This is a genomic window from Nitrosococcus halophilus Nc 4, from assembly GCF_000024725.1.
Taxonomy (GTDB): Bacteria; Pseudomonadota; Gammaproteobacteria; order Nitrosococcales; family Nitrosococcaceae; genus Nitrosococcus; species Nitrosococcus halophilus.
Genome location: NC_013960.1, coordinates 259,755 through 275,967 on the forward strand (window position 1 = coordinate 259,755; position 16,213 = coordinate 275,967).

General features: G+C 51.4%; 18 protein-coding genes. 8 read left to right on the forward strand and 10 right to left on the reverse strand.

All coding sequences use genetic code 11. The features are described 5' to 3' along the window. The first annotated feature begins 50 nt into the window (after positions 1 to 50). The gene (locus tag NHAL_RS01260; RefSeq protein ID WP_083761342.1) at positions 51 to 578 is read left to right on the forward strand and encodes an FkbM family methyltransferase; all 528 of its coding nucleotides are present in this window, start codon (positions 51 to 53) and stop codon (positions 576 to 578) included. Positions 579 to 681: 103 nt separating this feature from the next. Beyond that, positions 682 to 1,524: an REP-associated tyrosine transposase gene (locus NHAL_RS01265; RefSeq protein ID WP_013031348.1), complete on the forward strand. Its 843-nt coding sequence runs from the start codon at positions 682 to 684 to the stop codon at positions 1,522 to 1,524. Positions 1,525 to 1,587: 63 nt separating this feature from the next. On the opposite strand, the gene NHAL_RS01270 is transcribed toward NHAL_RS01265, so the two are convergent. From NHAL_RS01270 to NHAL_RS01285, 4 genes are all read right to left on the reverse strand, one after another. After that, positions 1,588 to 3,021, reverse strand: coding sequence for a cryptochrome/photolyase family protein (locus tag NHAL_RS01270; RefSeq protein WP_013031349.1), 1,434 nt, complete (start codon positions 3,019 to 3,021; stop codon positions 1,588 to 1,590). Positions 3,022 to 3,029: 8 nt separating this feature from the next. Continuing rightward, on the reverse strand, positions 3,030 to 3,776 hold the full coding sequence (locus tag NHAL_RS01275) for an SDR family NAD(P)-dependent oxidoreductase (RefSeq protein WP_013031350.1): 747 nt from the start codon (positions 3,774 to 3,776) through the stop codon (positions 3,030 to 3,032). A 109-nt stretch (positions 3,777 to 3,885) separates the two neighbouring features. Next, positions 3,886 to 4,647 carry an RNA-guided endonuclease TnpB family protein gene (locus NHAL_RS01280; protein ID WP_013031351.1) on the reverse strand — a complete coding sequence of 254 codons (762 nt, stop codon included), beginning with the start codon at positions 4,645 to 4,647 and terminating at the stop codon, positions 3,886 to 3,888. A 185-nt stretch (positions 4,648 to 4,832) separates the two neighbouring features. Continuing rightward, positions 4,833 to 5,777: a MerR family transcriptional regulator gene (locus tag NHAL_RS01285; RefSeq protein WP_013031352.1), complete on the reverse strand. Its 945-nt coding sequence runs from the start codon at positions 5,775 to 5,777 to the stop codon at positions 4,833 to 4,835. Between the two features lie 210 nt (positions 5,778 to 5,987). On the opposite strand from NHAL_RS01285, the gene NHAL_RS01290 reads away from it, so the two are divergent. The 5 genes from NHAL_RS01290 to NHAL_RS01310 all read left to right on the forward strand — a co-directional run bounded on the left by NHAL_RS01290 (position 5,988) and on the right by NHAL_RS01310 (position 10,378). Then, on the forward strand, positions 5,988 to 6,761 hold the full coding sequence (locus NHAL_RS01290; RefSeq protein WP_013031353.1) for a HesA/MoeB/ThiF family protein: 774 nt from the start codon (positions 5,988 to 5,990) through the stop codon (positions 6,759 to 6,761). Beyond that, a complete protein-coding gene (locus NHAL_RS01295) occupies positions 6,758 to 7,162 on the forward strand; it encodes a M67 family metallopeptidase (RefSeq protein ID WP_013031354.1) in 405 nt (134 codons plus the stop codon). The genes NHAL_RS01290 and NHAL_RS01295 overlap by 4 nt, the downstream gene beginning before the upstream one ends. Before the next feature lie 68 nt (positions 7,163 to 7,230). After that, a complete protein-coding gene (gene pmbA, locus NHAL_RS01300) occupies positions 7,231 to 8,568 on the forward strand; it encodes a metalloprotease PmbA (protein WP_013031355.1) in 1,338 nt (445 codons plus the stop codon). Positions 8,569 to 8,692: 124 nt separating this feature from the next. Then, positions 8,693 to 9,448, forward strand: coding sequence for a hypothetical protein (locus NHAL_RS01305; RefSeq protein WP_013031356.1), 756 nt, complete (start codon positions 8,693 to 8,695; stop codon positions 9,446 to 9,448). A 207-nt stretch (positions 9,449 to 9,655) separates the two neighbouring features. After that, positions 9,656 to 10,378 (forward strand): tellurite resistance TerB family protein, encoded by a 723-nt coding sequence (locus NHAL_RS01310; protein WP_013031357.1) that lies wholly within the window; start codon positions 9,656 to 9,658, stop codon positions 10,376 to 10,378. A 70-nt stretch (positions 10,379 to 10,448) separates the two neighbouring features. On the opposite strand, the gene NHAL_RS01315 is transcribed toward NHAL_RS01310, so the two are convergent. Together NHAL_RS01315 and NHAL_RS01320 are read right to left on the reverse strand one after the other, a co-directional pair. Next, positions 10,449 to 10,955, reverse strand: a complete 507-nt coding sequence (locus NHAL_RS01315) for an alpha-ketoglutarate-dependent dioxygenase AlkB family protein (RefSeq protein ID WP_013031358.1) — start codon at positions 10,953 to 10,955, stop codon at positions 10,449 to 10,451. 44 nt (positions 10,956 to 10,999) lie between these two features. Then, entirely contained in the window at positions 11,000 to 11,581 is a 582-nt protein-coding gene (locus NHAL_RS01320) for a PIN domain-containing protein (RefSeq protein ID WP_013031359.1), read from the reverse strand. Positions 11,582 to 12,117: 536 nt separating this feature from the next. Here NHAL_RS01320 and NHAL_RS01325 point away from each other — a divergent pair. Continuing rightward, positions 12,118 to 12,456: a hypothetical protein gene (locus NHAL_RS01325; protein WP_157862457.1), complete on the forward strand. Its 339-nt coding sequence runs from the start codon at positions 12,118 to 12,120 to the stop codon at positions 12,454 to 12,456. A 23-nt stretch (positions 12,457 to 12,479) separates the two neighbouring features. Here NHAL_RS01325 and NHAL_RS01330 read toward each other — a convergent pair whose 3' ends face one another. The 4 genes from NHAL_RS01330 to NHAL_RS01345 all read right to left on the reverse strand — a co-directional run bounded on the left by NHAL_RS01330 (position 12,480) and on the right by NHAL_RS01345 (position 16,144). Next, on the reverse strand, positions 12,480 to 14,138 hold the full coding sequence (locus tag NHAL_RS01330) for a chloride channel protein (protein ID WP_238985410.1): 1,659 nt from the start codon (positions 14,136 to 14,138) through the stop codon (positions 12,480 to 12,482). 401 nt (positions 14,139 to 14,539) lie between these two features. Next, positions 14,540 to 14,755 carry a type II toxin-antitoxin system HicB family antitoxin gene (locus NHAL_RS01335; protein WP_013031363.1) on the reverse strand — a complete coding sequence of 72 codons (216 nt, stop codon included), beginning with the start codon at positions 14,753 to 14,755 and terminating at the stop codon, positions 14,540 to 14,542. Positions 14,756 to 15,561: 806 nt separating this feature from the next. Then, positions 15,562 to 15,897, reverse strand: a complete 336-nt coding sequence (mazF, locus tag NHAL_RS01340) for an endoribonuclease MazF (RefSeq protein WP_013031364.1) — start codon at positions 15,895 to 15,897, stop codon at positions 15,562 to 15,564. 4 nt (positions 15,898 to 15,901) lie between these two features. Then, positions 15,902 to 16,144: an AbrB/MazE/SpoVT family DNA-binding domain-containing protein gene (locus tag NHAL_RS01345; RefSeq protein ID WP_013031365.1), complete on the reverse strand. Its 243-nt coding sequence runs from the start codon at positions 16,142 to 16,144 to the stop codon at positions 15,902 to 15,904. Positions 16,145 to 16,213 lie beyond the last annotated feature (69 nt).

The following is a 16,213-nucleotide window of genomic DNA, read 5'->3' on the forward strand; positions in this document are numbered from 1 at the left end:
AGACTCCACCTTCCGCATCATATTGCGTTGTTTTGTCTGTCTAATTTTGGGTGCTTCGTACTTACCTGCAAGCTCGGATCTTCTGCTTTGAGCCGGCTCCTCCCACCTTTGAAATTCTGAAGAAGAACCTGCAAGGTCAGTCGGTAAAAATGTTTCTGGAGGGAATTGCTGACTTCGATGGGGAGGCGGAGTTGAGTTACTACCCCTTAGTGCCAGGAAACTCTACCCTTCACCCTCGTCAGTTGGATTCCGAGCTAATGGATAAGATGTTTTTGTCGTTCCGAGCAGTTGAGAGCCGTTGGTGGGCACGCCTCATCGGTCGTCCTTTATTCCGAGCGCTGGTTAGAAAAGTGTGGGGTCGGCCCCAGCATGTGAATATTTCCATACGACGATTATCGACCTTTCTTGCGGAGCGTCCAGAGCTGGAGGTGGACCTGCTGAAAGTGGATGTAGAACGTGCTGAATGGCAGGTACTTTGCGGTATCGAGGAGTCCCATTGGCCGCGAATTCGGCGATTGGCTATTGAAGTGAGCTCCCTTGGTTCCTTGGTTCTGAGACGGGGCATCTGGAAAGGATAACTGGCCTTCTTGAGAAATATGGCTATCAGGTTCAGGTGGGGGGCATTTTGGGGTCAGGTCTTGTTAATTGCTTTTTGTTGGGTTTTGTGGTAATGTTTGTCTTATGGTTCGTCCTTTACGTATTGAATTTTCTGGTGCACTTTATCATGTGACCTCCCGGGGTGATAGGAAGGAAGATATTTATCAGGATGATGCTGATCGAAAAATCTATCTTGGTGTCCTGGGGGAGGTATGCAAGCGGTTCAATTGGGTTCTGCATGCCTATTGCTTGATGGATAACCACTATCACCTCTTGGTCGAGACACCTGATGGCAACCTGGCCAAGGGGATGCGCCACCTCAACGGTGTCTACACCCAGCGTTTTAATGCCAGGCACAAACGGGTAGGGCATGTTTTTCAGGGGCGCTATAAAGCTATTCTTGTGCAGAAAGAAGCTTACCTATTGGAATTGGCGCGCTACATTGTGCTTAACCCCGTTCGCGCCCGGAAGGTGCGAAGCGCGAAGGACTGGCCCTGGAGCAGCTATCGGGCTACTGCAGGGCTGGGGAAAGGGCCGATGTGGCTGCAGAGCAAGTGGATATTATCGGCTTTTTCCCGGCGCAAGGGAGAGGCGATAAAACGTTACCGGGCTTTTGTTTCCGAGGGGAAGAATCAACCAAGCCCCTGGGAGCAGCTTAAGAATCAAATCTATTTGGGTTCAGAGTCCTTCGTGGAGAAGATGCAGCGGCAATTGGATTCTGAGCAGGATTTGAGCGAAGTCCCTTCGGCTCAAAGGCGGCCGGTGGCGAAGCCCTTGGAGTACTTTTCCAGAAAGTATCGTGATAGGGATACTGCTATTGTGCAGGCATACGCTAGTGGCGGGTACAGTATGAAGGAAATCGGTGCACACTTTGGCCTTCACTATTCGCGCATCAGTCGAATCATCAGGGCTGCCGATAAAACATAATTTTGGGCGTTCATTCCTCCCGGATCAGGGGGGTTGTCTTTGAGCTCAAATTGTCGTCTGTTCTTATCTGTGGATTTTAGGATTATCATATGGAAAAAGCACATTGCGAGACCTGACTCCCCACGCTCCCGACTGACCCCCCACGCTCCCTGGGGTTGAGAGGGGTTGCCTCGCCTCTTTCCAAGGTTCATGGATGTGTTGTTTGGAGATTTTCCGGAGTTCAGGAATCCATTGTTGTACGTATTTCCCTTCAGGATCAAACTTTTTACCCTGGAGCACGGGGTTGAAAACACGGAAGTAGGGGGCGGCATCGGCCCCACATCCTGCCACCCATTGCCAGCCTAGGGTGTTACTGGCCAGGTCGGCATCGACCAGGGTCTCCCAGAACCAACGCTCCCCCTCTTGCCACGGAATTCGCAAGTTTTTGGTCAGCAAGGAGGCGGCAATCATCCGCACCCGGTTATGCATCCAACCGGTTCGCCATAGCTCTCGCATCCCCGCATCCACCAGGGGAATGCCTGTTCTGCCTTGTTGCCAGGCGGTTAGGGCTTCACCATAATCTTCGGCCCAGGGAAAATGGGTAAAACCTTCGTTTAAGGGTTTTTCCGGTGTTTCCGGGAAGTGGTAGAGCAAATGGTAGGCAAATTCCCGCCAGCCAAGTTGCCGGAGGTAGGCTTGGCCGCCGGCAGTAAGTTCAGCGCGCCTGTCCATTTGAATCTGGATCTGGAACGCTATTTGACGTGGGCTAATCTCGCCAAAATGAAGATGGGGCGAGAGACGGGAAGTCCCTGGTAAATCGGGCCGGTCCCGTTCCTGGTGATATTTTCCTAAAGCCTCTTCCAAGAAGCATTCCCATTGTCGCCAGGCCCCTGCTTCCCCAGGAGTCCAATGGGTGTAGAATTCCTGGTCCCAAGGAATTTTCGGCAGCAGCCCGAGGGTGGATAGAGGCTCGCTTTGTAGTTGCCGGTTTACGGGGGGTAAGTGCTGCGGTGGAGGGAAAGGAGACCGGCCTATGCCTTTTTCTAGGCAGGTTTTCCAAAAAGGGGTGAAAATTCGATAAGGCATACCGTCGTTTTTAGCAATTTCCCAAGGTTCGAATAGCAGCAGAGCATTGGTGCTCTTAACTGTCAGGCCAGCGGCGCGGAGCTGCTGTTTAATCGCCTGGTCCCGTTTGATGACCGCAGGCTCATAGCGGCGGTTCCAGAATATATGGGTAGCGCTGGTTTCTTCTGCAAGCTGGCCTAGGGCCTTGTGGCTTGGACCCTGCCGCACGATGAGCCGGGAGTTCCGTTTTTTTAGCCCAGAGTCAAGGGCTGCCAAACTATGATGTTGCCACCAGCGGCTGGCGGCACCGGGAGGCCAGGCACCTTCTTCTTCCGGGGCATCAATATAGACAGGGATCACTTGCCCCCCTAGCGCGCAGGCCGCAGCCAAGGCCGGATTATCCCCTAATCGCAAGTCGCGGCGGAACCAGACCAAAGCAGTAGGCTGAGCCATGGGGATTGCTAACGGACTAAGGGTCGGGAAGCGGAAAAGCCCCCGTCCACGGGTAAAATTTGGCCGGTGATCCACTGGGCCTCATCGGAGAGTAGCCAGGCCATGGCAGCGGCTGCATCTTCGGTGCTGCCATAGCGGCCCAGAGGATATTGGGCAGCGATTTGCGCTTCCGCTTTCCCCCCCATGAATAATCGTTCCGTGGCGGGACTACGGAGAAGTCCAGGGGCGATGGCGTTGACCCGAATGCCGTGGCTGGCATAAGTGGCTGCAGCGGAACGAGCCAGTCCCTCTACCGCCGCTTTGGCCGTGGCAATAGCCTCATGGTTAATCACTCCGATACGGGCTGCTACAGAGCTAACGAGCACCGCTGTGCCTCCCTGTTTATGGTGCAGGCAAGCCTGAATCCAAGCCTTCAAGGTGTAAAAAGCGCTATCCAGATTGGCGGCAAGGCAGGCCCGATATTGCTCCTCCGGGGTTCGATGTAGGGGGACAATCAGGGTGCTGCCTGCGCAATGGGCGAGGGCTTCAGGGGGGTGGCCCCAGCGCTCGACGCATTCGGTGATGATTTGCTCCGCGCCCTGGGCAGTGGAGACATCTCCGGTGAGATAGAGTGCCGTTCCACCCCTATCGAGGCTTTGGAGGCGATCCGAATCACGGGAAACAAGGGCAAGCTGCCAACCTTTATCACTCAAACGTTGTTCAAGGCTATGTCCAAGTCCGCCGGCTGCGCCTGTAATGAGTACGGTTTTAGTCACTGGGCACCTCCTTTTAGTCAAAGCACCCCGGTCTGACTTCTCCCCCCCCCCCTGTCGGGCGAGGGTTGTTGGATCACTCCAAGAACTTTCCTCGTTCAACACGCCTTCCCTAGGCGACAACGCCTGTTGTCGCCCCCGTTCCAGTCGCTCCAGAGGCTAACCCCGCCAGCCCGGCGGTTTTGATATTGATCGCCGCTGCGATGTCGCGGTCATGGACAGTCCCGCACGAGGGACAGCTCCATTCACGCACCTCCAGCGGCAGCGTTTTGTTGATATGTCCGCACCCTGGGGTGGGGCAACGCTTGGAGCTGGGAAACCCGCGGTCGATCTCGACTACGGTTCGCCCTACCCACTGCGCCTTGTACTTCAGTTGACGGACAAACTCACCCCAATTGGCATCGGCTATGGGCTTGGCAAGCCGGGGGTGTTTGATCATGTTCTTCACCGCAAGAGATTCAACGCACACGACTTGGGTGGCGTCCCTACGGCAGTCAGCTATTTTGGTGTGCAGACGGGCCACCTTCAGCCGCAGTTTGTTGCGGTTACGGGAACCTTTCCGCTTCTTCGCCAGCTTACCCTGCAGATAGGCCAGCTTCGCTTCGTACTGCTTGGTGTACTTGGGATTGCCGGATTTGAATCCGTCGCTAGTGACGCTGGAAACCTCATTCAGCCAAGAAAAGTCCTGCTTGAGTTGGACAAGCCTTTTTTCCAGCGCCGAATGGGGAATGACTTCGCCGTTCTGATAGAACGCATCGGTACGATGCTTGAGCGTGTTGTTCCAAACAAAACGCGCACAGCCGAACGAACGAGCCAGCAGTTCGGCTTGTTCAGCTGTGGGATAGAATCGTTCCTGGTACGCCCTCTTCGTCATATTTGTGTTTTACAAAGCTCAGCGCATTCTATAAAGCCGCTTCGCGGCTTGCGCTTATATCACCGCCCGATTGGGCGATGCTTTACGCGCTATTGGGTAAAAAATGAGGCTATTAGGAACCTCCTGGTTTTTTGGCTTCATGCTATCGTTTAGACACCTGTGTATATCTCTTTAGAGCAAACGGTTTAATTTGTCTGTGGGGAATAATCCTGATGCGCCAATTGAGTGTTGAGTTTTTCCAGCAGGGGGTGGAAATCCATAGGCAACGGAATGGCTCCTTGGGCGCTAATTTCGTATTCGAAACGGGCTGCGGTTTGCCCCATAATAAACACAGGAACTGAGAGTTTTTGTACAAGTTCAGGCAACTCTGATTCGATGATATGCGGCGTAGGGGCGACGTTCCCTTGCAGCATCACTCCCTGGCATCTTGCTTTATTGGCGGCTTGGGTCATCTGGGCTAGGGGGACGTTCTCCCCTAGGAGAAGCGCCCGGTAGTTATGGCTGACAATGACAAAAGCATTGAGCAGCAATTCCATTTCACTATGGTCATTGGGCAAACAGGCAAAAAGAAGCCGGGGGCCGGAATTGCGGGGATTTTGTTGCTGAATGCGTGCGCCTAACCGGTATTTCAGGTAATTTTTGAAGAAGCTTTCTTCGGCAGCCCCCAGTTCTAGGCGTTCCCGGTCCTGGCGCAGGTTGTCCAGCATGGGTTGAAGCAACCGTCGTAACGTGAGCTCAGTAGGGTAGAGGGAAAAAGCATTATGATAGATGGCGTCAATGGCGTTTTCATTGAAATGGCGAATAGCCTCTAGCAATGCTTCCGCTTGTTCTTTCCAAGTAGTCGTGGCCATTGCCTCTCCTATTTCACTGGCAGTCTCCGGTTTTTCCAGCAAAGGGCGAATTTGGCTGATCGCAAGACCCGAGCTCAGGAGGGTGACAATGCGGTGGACAAGGTTGATGTCCGCCTCGGAATAAAGACGATGTCCTTTAGGCGTGCGGCGAGGCTTGATGAGGCCGTAACGGCGTTCCCAGGCACGAAGCGTCACCGGATTGACCCCCGTGCGTAGGGCTACCTCGCGTATGGGGTAGAGGGCCTCCGGGGTTCCCTCCTGGGATTTTGAAGAGGCCATCGCCGGGCTTTTGGGGTCTGGGCTGTGATTTACCATAATAATAAATTTTATTGTATAAGTTTTGTACAATAATAGATAAAAATAACCCAGAACTCAACTAGGAAAATAAAAAGAGAACTGGTTCACTCTATCTTCCCTGACGCCCGATGGAAATAAGCCTATTATGCTAGTATCTCACCCGAAAGCTTCAGGCACATTATCGGTGGCGATATGAATGATCAGCAGCTGTTACGTTATAGTCGTCAGATTTTGCTGCCTCAGATTGATATTGAAGGCCAGCGAAAATTGCTTAATGCCCGGGTCTTAGTGATCGGGGTCGGCGGTTTAGGGTCACCAGTCGCCTTGTATCTTGCCGGAGCGGGGGTGGGGCAGTTGACCCTTGTGGATCCTGACCAAGTAGAACTCTCCAATTTGCAACGACAAATTCTGCACGATAGCGAGGCCATTGGCTTACCTAAAGTAGAATCTGCTCGACGTCGCCTCCAGGATTTGAACCCGGAGGTGGAGGTGCGGGCAGTGGCTGATCGGCTGGAGGGTGAGGATTTAGAGGCGGCAGTCGCCCAGGCAGACGTGGTGGTGGACGGCAGTGATAATTTTGCCACCCGCTTTGCCGTGAATATCGCTTGCGTTCGGGCGGGGCGGCCATTGGTTTCTGGCGCTGCCATCCGTATGGAAGGGCAGGTGGCGGTGTTTGATAGCCGGCGACCAGAGGGTGCCTGTTACCATTGCCTTTTTCGTGAAGGAGAAGAGAACGAAGAGACCTGTTCCCAAACGGGGGTGATTGCGCCCTTATTGGGTATTATTGGGAGCGTTCAAGCCATGGAAACCCTCAAGCTGCTGTTGGGCATAGGCCAGAGTCTCCAGGATCGATTGTTGTTGTTCGATGCCCTGGGGATGCACTGGCGTGAGATCCGGATTCGCAGGGATCCCCAATGCCCTATCTGTAATGATTTCCAAGATAGATCACAGGAGTTGGCCAAATGACAGAAGTGATGCTTCCGCGGACTATGGTTAACCAACTGCTGCATCAAGCACAAGCGAGTTCCCGGCGGGAAATCTGTGGATTGATTGGTGCCCGTAACGGCACCCCCTCTAACTGCTACCCGGTCAACAATATTGCTCCCGACCCGCAACGGCAGTTTTTCATGGACCCACAAGGCCAGATCGAGGCTATGCGTCGTATGCGCGAGGGAGGAGAGGAATTGTTCGGCATCTACCACTCCCATCCCGAGACTCCCCCCTTGCCTTCAAAGAGTGATCTGGCCCAGGCGGCTTACCCGGACGCTTTGTATCTCATCATTTCCCTGAATACGAAAGGGGTGCTGGAGATGCGGGGTTTTCGGTTGCAGGGGGAAGCCTACAAGGAAATCGAACTCCAATTATAGTTTACCCTAGACATGGAAATCCTGATGGCGATACTTCCCCTGCCGATAATTCGGCGCCAGGAGAGCTCATGAGTTTGCCCGAGAATCAAGAACCGGCTACTTTGAAGCTGATGGCGGAAGAGGTGCTGAATGAAGCCCGCGCCCTGGGGGCGACGGCGGCCGAGGTGGGGATTGACGCCCAAACGGGCCTTTCGGTAAGCGTTCGCTTAGGCGAGGTGGAAACGGTAGCCCATCACCGTGACAAGAGACTTAGGATAACGCTCTATTTCGGCCATCGAAAGGGCTCGGCAAGCACTTCCGACTTGCGCCCTGCGGCCCTGCAAGAGACGGTTCGGGGGGCGGCGAGTATTGCCCGTTATACTGCCGCTGATCCTTGCTCAGGATTAGCCGAGCCCGAGTTGATGGCCCGGGACATCCCGGAGCTGGATCTTTGCCATCCTTGGGGATTGAGTGGGGAAGAGGCCATTGCCGTGGCTCGTCGCTGCGAGGAGGCAGGCCGCAGCTTTGACAATCGGATCGTCATCTCGGAGGGGGCGGAACTCTCTACTCGGCAAGGCTATCGGGTGTATGCCAATAGTCATGGTTTTTTGGGAGGCTATGCCAGCACCCGCCATAGTTTGAGTTGCGTCCTGGTGGCCCGGACTGAAGCAGGCATGCAGCGGGATTACTGGTATACCAGGGCCCGGGACTGGAGAGAAATGGAACCTGCCGAGGCAGTGGGTATAAAAGCGGCCCGGCGCACGGTGGCCCGTCTTGATCCTCGGCGGTTACCTACCGGCGCAGTGCCGGTATTGTTTGCCGCGGAAGTGGCTTCCCGTTTGTTTGCTCATTTTGTTGCCGCAATTGGGGGTGGGGCCCTGTATCGCCGGTCCTCTTTTCTCCTTGATCATCTGGGTAAGCAAATTTTTCCTTCCTTTGTGCGCCTCCACGAACAACCCCATTTGCCCAAGGCTCTGGGAAGCGCTGCTTTTGATAATGAGGGGGTGGCGACCCAAGCCCGGGATATCGTCACGGACGGTGTCCTTCAAGGCTATGTTCTAGGCAGTTATGCCGCTCGGAAACTGGGGATGAAAACGACCGGCAACGCAGGCGGGGTACACAATCTTACCGTGGATCCTGGCCAGCATGATCAATCTGCTCTCCTCAAGCAAATGAACCGGGGTTTGCTCGTGACCGAGCTGATGGGGATGGGGGTTAACCTGGTGACTGGCGATTATTCCCAGGGAGCGGCGGGCTTTTGGGTAGACAAGGGTGAAATTCAATACCCGGTGAGCGAAATTACCCTTGCCAGCAATCTGCGGGATATGTTCTTAGGGATAGGGGAAGTGGGGACGGATATGGAGATGCGGGGGAATATCCGTACCGGTTCTGTCTTGATAGATGGGATGACTGTGGCCGGTGAATAGGGAGAGGGGATTGTTCTTTTTTCTCATTGAGACACAGGATTTATAGACTTTCCCTACCATCTCTATAATGGGGGCAATACCCTTTCAATCCATGGAGGACGGGGTGTCTAACCCCTAGCGTGCTATGAAAAAACTGTTAACCCTGAGCTTGTTAGGTGGATTTCTCTTAGGAAATGTCACCTACCCTCTCTTGACGGGCTATATGTCCGCTGATTTAATCCTGGGAGACGAGACTTTTCCTGCCCTCAGGGTATGGGACTTCACGGATCGGCTGATAAATACTCGTCTCTTTGTTTCCAATACCGCCCGCTCCGAAGGAGATACCCCTGCCTTCTTTTATACCCAAATCCCCCCTGGCGTTTCGGGCGCTCATTCTCCCATTGCTTCGGCTGTTCGCTCGGAGGGATCGGCAGAGGCGGTTGGGGGATTCTTTTACAGTGAGACCGAGGGGCCGGGTCCCGCCTTTGGTTCCAATAGCTTCGCCGCTACCTATTCAGGCGCCCCGGCTATTGGACTTGAAGTCAATGGGTTGAATTTTTCCGGTGACCCTGGTGTTCCGGTGCGAGGCATGGATATTGTCAACGGAGGAAATGCGGCCACGCAATGGGCTTTAGGGATTGAGACTTCGAACAACCAACCGGAGGGAAAGCCCAAAATAGGGATTATGCTGGCCGGTTCCGCCCATGGCTTTTTCCATGCTCCAGCAAGTGAAAGCGGGATTGTTGTTGATCATATTGATTCCGGCGAAGCTATTCGTATCCAGGCAGGGGATCACATCAGTTTTAATAACGAAGGGACCGTTTCTATGAAATATAATCCCGAAACCAATCAAATTGAATTTTATAACAAAGACGAGTTAAAGTTCGCTATTCCCATGTAGCCCGAATTTGGAATAAGCAGTGCCCTGTCTCGAAGCAAGAAGCCGATGGTTTCATTCAAGTATTCTTCATTGCTTTGAAGATGAAAATGTGGTGAGCACCGATGTTGAAGATACTTCGGCAGAGGGAGTGGAATTTTCTCTCCTGATAACCTTAAATTATTAAGAGTAAGCCCGAAAAAACCAGTCCTTTAATTTCAGGAATATACCATGAGTTTTGGAAATATCGTCGGACGGTTGCTGCAAGGAATGGCCGGTCAGAGTCGTTCCAGGTTGGAACATACGGCTAGTTCCCAAGGTCTTGGCGGCCTGATGGATATTGCTCAGGATTTTCTTAGCAATAAACAGGCAGGTGGTATGACGGGCGGGCAGCTTGGCAGCCTTGGTGCGCTTGCTGGAGCGCTACTGGGAGGTGGCGGCAGTGCAGCAAAAGGTGCTGCCGGTGGAAGTGCCATGGCGATTCTGGGGGCGCTGGCAGCTAAAGCGCTTCAGAATAAGCAGAATGCCCAACCCTCGTCCACGAACCTCACCTCCGGAGCGCAGCCGCTGCCCCAAGAGGAAATGGAAGCACTGACTGCGCCCCAAACAGAACGACTTGTGATCCGGGCCATGATTACCGCAGCCAAATCGGATGGACAGCTGGATCAGAAGGAAATGGATAGTATCTTCGGCAAGATTAATACCGACGGTGTGACCGATGAAGAACGTCGGCTCGTCATGGACGAATTGAGCCGTCCCATGGATTTACAGGCGCTGGTTTCATCCGTACCAAATGAGGCGGTTGCAGCCGAACTCTATGCCGCTTCGCTATTTGCCATCGACATTGATACGGAAGCTGAGAGAATCTACCTGCGGCAATTGGCGCAGGCGCTAGAGCTAGATGCGGGGACGGTTGCCCGTCTCCACCAACTGACAGGCTCACCCCCTGTGTGACAAAGTGAAAATAGCTGGGGAAAGTGCCAGTGCCAGTGCCAGTTCCAGTCCATTTACATGAAAAAATTCCTTAGCTCACGGATGCGATTATTGGATTTTTTCCGAGTTCAGGTTCATCGTCGCTATGCCAAGAAACCCCATCCAATCCACTTCGGTAATAATTGAGAAGAACGCTGTTGAATGGAGCTAGGCTTGCTTGCTCGATTGCACTCTTTATCTCCAATAAAGGCGCGGTCCAAGGCATGGCTACGGTACGGATTCCAGAATACGTATAAATTTTGCCGACGTCTCCATACCAAGCCGTAAGGCGCGGAACATCATATGTTTTGCCATAGAGTTTGATTTGTTCTTGGGTCCAGGTTACCTTCGTCCTCAAAACCTCTAAGTAAAGATCCGCTTCATTAGAACTGAAAAATTTTGGCAACAATAGCAGCTCGGCGTCTGGTAATACCACTTTCATGTAACTTTGCACCGCATGAGTGTAGTCTAAACAACCAGTTGAAGCCTTAATAGGTTGCATTCTTTGGTTAAATTGGTATAAGTGGATAAGTCGTGGTTCTGAGTTAATATTTTCCATGTTACCAAACAACTAGGAGAGCGGCACTGTCGTGCCCCGACGGGCTAATGTTTGAGATGATATGTAACCCCGGAAGTGCCAACTGAAATGTTTCCGGATAGCCTTAGTTCTTCATAGATTTTTTCTGCTGAAACTTCCGAATTCATATGTTTGCATTGTGAATTTATCCAGTTAATTAGTGAAGGCTTTTTTCTTGGCCTTTTCCTGCCATCTATTTGCTTTATCCGAGAGACGACTAAATTTGCACATTCGCTGAGTTCAATAGAATAGTTAGCATTAATTACCTTGTTCTTTGTGGAAATGCGCTTACATGGCCTGTCGATTTTTTTTAGGTGATTTATAAGTCCATTAAAACCCGTATCATTTGTGATGATGTGAAACTCTATGTCTTTTGCTGCTGATTCGTGAAGCCGCCCTACATGGAATGCTATATGAAAGTCAAGGTTGTTTGCACCAATCGTTTTTATCCCAATCAGCTCAATTCTGCAAAACTCTGTTGATGGTAATTCACCGAGCTTAATCTTGGTATTTTTGGGTCCGCAAAATAAGAAAACTCTCTCATAATCCAAGAGGCTAAATCCTTCAAGACTCCCCACATTTTCGTAATCGACAAATCCCCAAATCATGAAATTTTTCCTATGTAGATGCTAATGGCGCACATCGCCAGCGATCAAAAACAGGGTTATAAAAAATATTATTATTAGGCTCATTCTCTTGCTCTGCTTCTTTAGCCATAGCATTTCTCCAATTGCTTTCCAGCCTAACCATAGAGCGACTCACCCTAATGACACTTCATTAGGACCTCAAAAATGAAATAGGGGAATAGTAGCGCCGTGCCCCTATCTATTTAATTGGTAAGTTACTGTTATTCTTGACGTTCGCCAGGAATGCTTCTGTTGGTGGCCTATTAATGCCTGCAAAATTAGGCGGGATATAGGGTGCAGGAGGGTTAGCCCTTAAGCACGGCGACGCCGTGCCCCTAGTTGAAACCCTTCTTGCTGAGCACTATCTTTAAGGTTAATCATTTTGTTTAAACAACCTCTCCAGTGTTGGAATGTACACATTACTTTTACTCATAACTATTGTTCTATTGGGAGCCTATTTTCTACGCGATCAAATCCCGATAAGATTCTTTCAGCAGCATGAGAGGCAAGCCGCGGGCGTGACTGCTGTAGCTACTTTTCTCAGTGGAGTCTTGCTTATCGCCGGGGTGAGTGGCTTCGAACCTAGGTTGGGAATCTTGATAAGCATGTTGGGCCTGCTTACGTGGATTGCCAAACAGCATCCCGATACGGTACTCCATGCCCTTGAAGGGCTAGGAAGTTATTGGAATCCTTTCACTCACCGTTTGTTCTCTCCCCTTCTTGGTTGGCCTCTTTTCCTCATGGGGCTTGTTATCGCCACTCCGCCCGCCTTATGGATTGATTTAATCGGTGTTGTGATAATTTACGGCATCGCTGTAGTTTATGCACAGCAGGATAAATCCAAAATAGAACCCTAACCCTTGAGCCAACGGAATAATGGCTAGCCATAATAAGACTCAATCTCTTGTCGGCTTAGCACGCCATAAATTCGCACACTGGTGGGTCCTATGCGCCGTTCCACATACAGCATTTTGGCATGACTGGTATTGAGGATTTCCAGGGCCTCCTGGAGCGTGGCATGGAAGGGGACAGGTTGGATATCTTCCCGGGCTGCGGGGATTTCCATAAGATTGAGGGGATCTTGGGTCTCTTCGTTTAAGGCCCGGGCGACATCAATGCCCTGCATCACGGAGATGGGCCGGAAGGCTTGTTTCACCAGCACCCAGCGGGGATTTTTCGTGAGGGTTTGGGCCGCGGTTTCCCGGTCTATGGTAACAGGGAGTTCTACAAAGCGGCGATCCATCACACTCGCAACGCCAGCTTGGCGGAGTTTGAGAGAAGTGGGCGCATAATGATAATCCAGGCCGCGGGCGCGCAGCAGCATCAGAAAAAGGGCTTCCTGGCGAAGCAACTCCCGGGCTACCAGATTGGCTACGACGACTGCCAACATTCCCGGAAAGAGAATATGGGGATCGGCGGTCAGTTCCACCAAGGCTACGAGAGCGGCCAGGGGCGCTTGCAGGGTGGCACTCATCATGGCGGCCATCCCCACCATGGCGTAGAGGGCCGGGGGGGAGGCCTCTTGGGGAAGTAAGGCCGTGCCAATAATGCCCAGCGCTCCGCCTGCTGCTGTGCCAATGACCAGGGTGGGGCCGATGAGTCCCCCGGGTATCCCTAGGCCCACACAGGCGGTGGTGGCCAGTAATTTAGCGGCGGTAATGGCGATTAGTGTGCCTAGACCCAGTTGACCAAGAAGGGTGGTGTTTACGGTATCGTAGCCAAGGCCCATGATTTCCGGGACGGCGATACCACAAAGGCCGACCAGTAACCCGGCGGCGGTGCAGCGTTGCCAGACAGGCCGGCTGCTTCCCAGCCCGGAAAAAAAATGCAGCAACCGGTTATAGGCGGCTGCCAGGATGCCCACTGCCAGTCCAATCAGAACCAGGTAAGGGAGATCGAGCAGGGACTGCATTTCGGTGGGGGGGACGGAAAAAGCCGGAGAAGGCCCAAACACGGCCCAAGCGATGGCGGCCCCTACCACGGCGGCTAGGATAATAGGCGCTACTCCGGCAAGTTGATACTGCATCATGATCACCTCCATGGAGAAGATGACGCCTGCCAGAGGGGTATTAAAGGAGGCGGCAATAGCCGCCGCAATACCGCAGGCCACCAGGGTGCGGAGGGCGTTATTGGGCAGTTCCAGCCATTGTCCCAGCAAGCTGCCACTGGCGGCTCCTAAGTGCACACTGGGGCCTTCCCGCCCTACCGAGTGACCGCAGATAATGGAAAGGGCGGCAGTCACAAATTGTTGCAGGGTGTTGCGCCAAGGTAGGCGGCCTTGGTAGTAGGCAATCCGTTCCAGGACATGGACCACCCCTACTGTTCGGTAGGTATGGGCAATCTCTTGCAGTAGGCCGATGCCCAATCCTCCCAGGATGGGAAGCAGTAATCGCCCGATCCAGCTGAGGCTTTCGAAGTCATCTACCTGATGTTCAGGGAGAAGGATGATCTGGCCGATATCCACTACCAGCCGAAAGGCCACGGTAATAGCCCCTGCCAACAGCCCAGTCAATAAACCGAGGAGGGAGAGCTGGGGCAAGGCCTCTACTGAGGCAACGCGTATCCGTAAATTTTCTAGAGTGGTTTTTGGGTTGAACAAAAGACTAAATAGAGAAAATAGGGCAGTTGCCCTTTAATTTAGAATTCATCTGGGGTGGTTATCATGCTTCAATATCAGGGCGTTAGCAATAGCTTCTTTGACATTGATAGGATCGGAGACAAGCCTAAAAGGTTGATTTATTCCCCTGGAAAATCGAGTTGGTCAAGTTGTTCTTGCCTACGATTGAAAGAATCTAAAGCGCTAGCATTAGCGGTCGCGACTGAAGGAAGCACTCCGTCAGCGCAAGATGTGTACGCTGATCTAAATTCCTATTCCCGTGAATGTATAGCCCCTTACCGTTTCAGATAGCACCCCTATCTTGAGAGGTGGCGAAGCTTTCTTTAGGCGACCGTTATCGCATCCTGCTCAGCGTCGTCTAGCAATTCTCGTAGTGCATTTTCCCGATGGTTTTCGAGGATAAGCACAATTGCTGTCGCTAAACTTTCCCGCGCCTCCTCCTTCGTGTGGCCTAGACCGCTCGCGCCAGGAACCTCAGGACAATAAGCGATATACCAATCACCATCCCGTTCTAAAATTGCTCTATATGTATTATTCATAATTCTGTCCTAGTGTATTTTCTGCTCTGTCTGCCTCCGTCCAGTACAGAGTCAATAATAAGTTCTTGTCATAATAGAAAATTATGGCAAGCGATGGGGATGAAAAACAGTGCAATCATAGAATAAAGTCATGAGGAATATGTTTTCCTAGATCTAGTCCGCGCGTGCCAGAAGCTCTATTTATTTAAGGATGAGTAAATAGCTTAAAAATACATTATTGTAATATCAATTCCCAAAAAATCTACCATCTTGCAGGCTGTCACTATACTTTGGTTGGTACGGAGGATAAAAGGAATTAAATATGAATTGGTATAAGAACTAGGCCTTGATATCCTTAAGTAACTGTTAAAAAATCCCTTTTTAAGTGGATGGGTTAAGGTGTGTTAGCGCCGTACCCACCAAAATTTAAGTGCTTAATGTTGGGGCCATATTTAGGCTTATCTTATAGCGTTTCCCTGATAGGGAAGATACGGCTGGATCGAAAAATTAAGGTCCTGATATGTCGATATTCGTGTCTCATTTATTCGGGAAACGCTATACCCTTCGCTAAGAATAGAGTTTTCCAATAGTTCTTTGACAGGAACTGGCTCCACTGCAGACTCATTTCAGTGTGATTAGACAAGGTACAATTCAACTATAAATTGGGCATGGAGTGGGTCTTGTCCAGCTTCGTCTACAGGATTAGAAAAAAATAGCGGATGTGGCCTTTGTCTTATACCAATAAGTTTTGTCAGGTAATTAGCTAGAAATCTTTTGATGCATGATACAAGACCTGACCCCATTTTTCTAAATTTGGTCTTTTATATCTATGTCTGCAACAATACCGATAATTTCTTTAGCACATCTTTAACTATCGCAGCTTCTAGCACGCAGACGCGCCTGCAACTCCTGTTCTTCCAATCCAAGTTCTTGATTTGGTCCGAAAGAATGACTCCGGTGACCTGGTAACCATCAGGAATCACGACCTCGAAAGGATAGCCTTTGGTTTGGTTAGTGATCGGACAAAAAATGGCCAACCCCACTTTCCTGTTATACGCTAGGGGAGAGAGCGCTAACGCTGGCCTTCTCCCGGCTTGCTCGTGCCCCGCCTGTGGGTTGAAATCCAACCATACGACGTCACCCCGATTAGGAACATAAGCCATCGTATCACCAAATCTCTTTTCCTTGAGGTTCCCCGGTATCGGCTTCGCTATGAATGTTTTCCTTGGTCACTTTGGATAATAATTCATTTAGCGAATACTGTGGCTCAACCACAGGCCTGATGATGATTTGACCCTTTTCTAGCGCCAAATCAACAATTGTGCCCTGATCCATATGGACTTCTTGAGCAAATGATTTGGGGATACGTACTGCTAAGCTATTTCCCCACTTCTGAATCTGTATCTTCATTGTGCTTCTCCAAAAGTAGATACAATGAAGATACGTTAATTTATTCTGATGTGCAAGGGGGTAAAAAGT

What these genes read in the sequence shown, in the direction of transcription:
- NHAL_RS01265 (WP_013031348.1), top strand. Translation starts at nt 682, where the DNA reads ATGGTTCGTCCTTTACGTATTGAATTTTCTGGTGCACTTTATCATGTG.
- NHAL_RS01270 (WP_013031349.1), bottom strand. Translation starts at nt 3,021, where the DNA reads ATGGCTCAGCCTACTGCTTTGGTCTGGTTCCGCCGCGACTTGCGATTA.
- NHAL_RS01280 (WP_013031351.1), bottom strand. Translation starts at nt 4,647, where the DNA reads ATGACGAAGAGGGCGTACCAGGAACGATTCTATCCCACAGCTGAACAA.
- NHAL_RS01285 (WP_013031352.1), bottom strand. Translation starts at nt 5,777, where the DNA reads ATGGCCTCTTCAAAATCCCAGGAGGGAACCCCGGAGGCCCTCTACCCC.
- NHAL_RS01290 (WP_013031353.1), top strand. Translation starts at nt 5,988, where the DNA reads ATGAATGATCAGCAGCTGTTACGTTATAGTCGTCAGATTTTGCTGCCT.
- NHAL_RS01295 (WP_013031354.1), top strand. Translation starts at nt 6,758, where the DNA reads ATGACAGAAGTGATGCTTCCGCGGACTATGGTTAACCAACTGCTGCAT.
- pmbA (WP_013031355.1), top strand. Translation starts at nt 7,231, where the DNA reads ATGAGTTTGCCCGAGAATCAAGAACCGGCTACTTTGAAGCTGATGGCG.
- NHAL_RS01305 (WP_013031356.1), top strand. Translation starts at nt 8,693, where the DNA reads ATGAAAAAACTGTTAACCCTGAGCTTGTTAGGTGGATTTCTCTTAGGA.
- NHAL_RS01310 (WP_013031357.1), top strand. Translation starts at nt 9,656, where the DNA reads ATGAGTTTTGGAAATATCGTCGGACGGTTGCTGCAAGGAATGGCCGGT.
- NHAL_RS01315 (WP_013031358.1), bottom strand. Translation starts at nt 10,955, where the DNA reads ATGGAAAATATTAACTCAGAACCACGACTTATCCACTTATACCAATTT.
- NHAL_RS01320 (WP_013031359.1), bottom strand. Translation starts at nt 11,581, where the DNA reads ATGATTTGGGGATTTGTCGATTACGAAAATGTGGGGAGTCTTGAAGGA.
- NHAL_RS01335 (WP_013031363.1), bottom strand. Translation starts at nt 14,755, where the DNA reads ATGAATAATACATATAGAGCAATTTTAGAACGGGATGGTGATTGGTAT.
- mazF (WP_013031364.1), bottom strand. Translation starts at nt 15,897, where the DNA reads ATGGCTTATGTTCCTAATCGGGGTGACGTCGTATGGTTGGATTTCAAC.
- NHAL_RS01345 (WP_013031365.1), bottom strand. Translation starts at nt 16,144, where the DNA reads ATGAAGATACAGATTCAGAAGTGGGGAAATAGCTTAGCAGTACGTATC.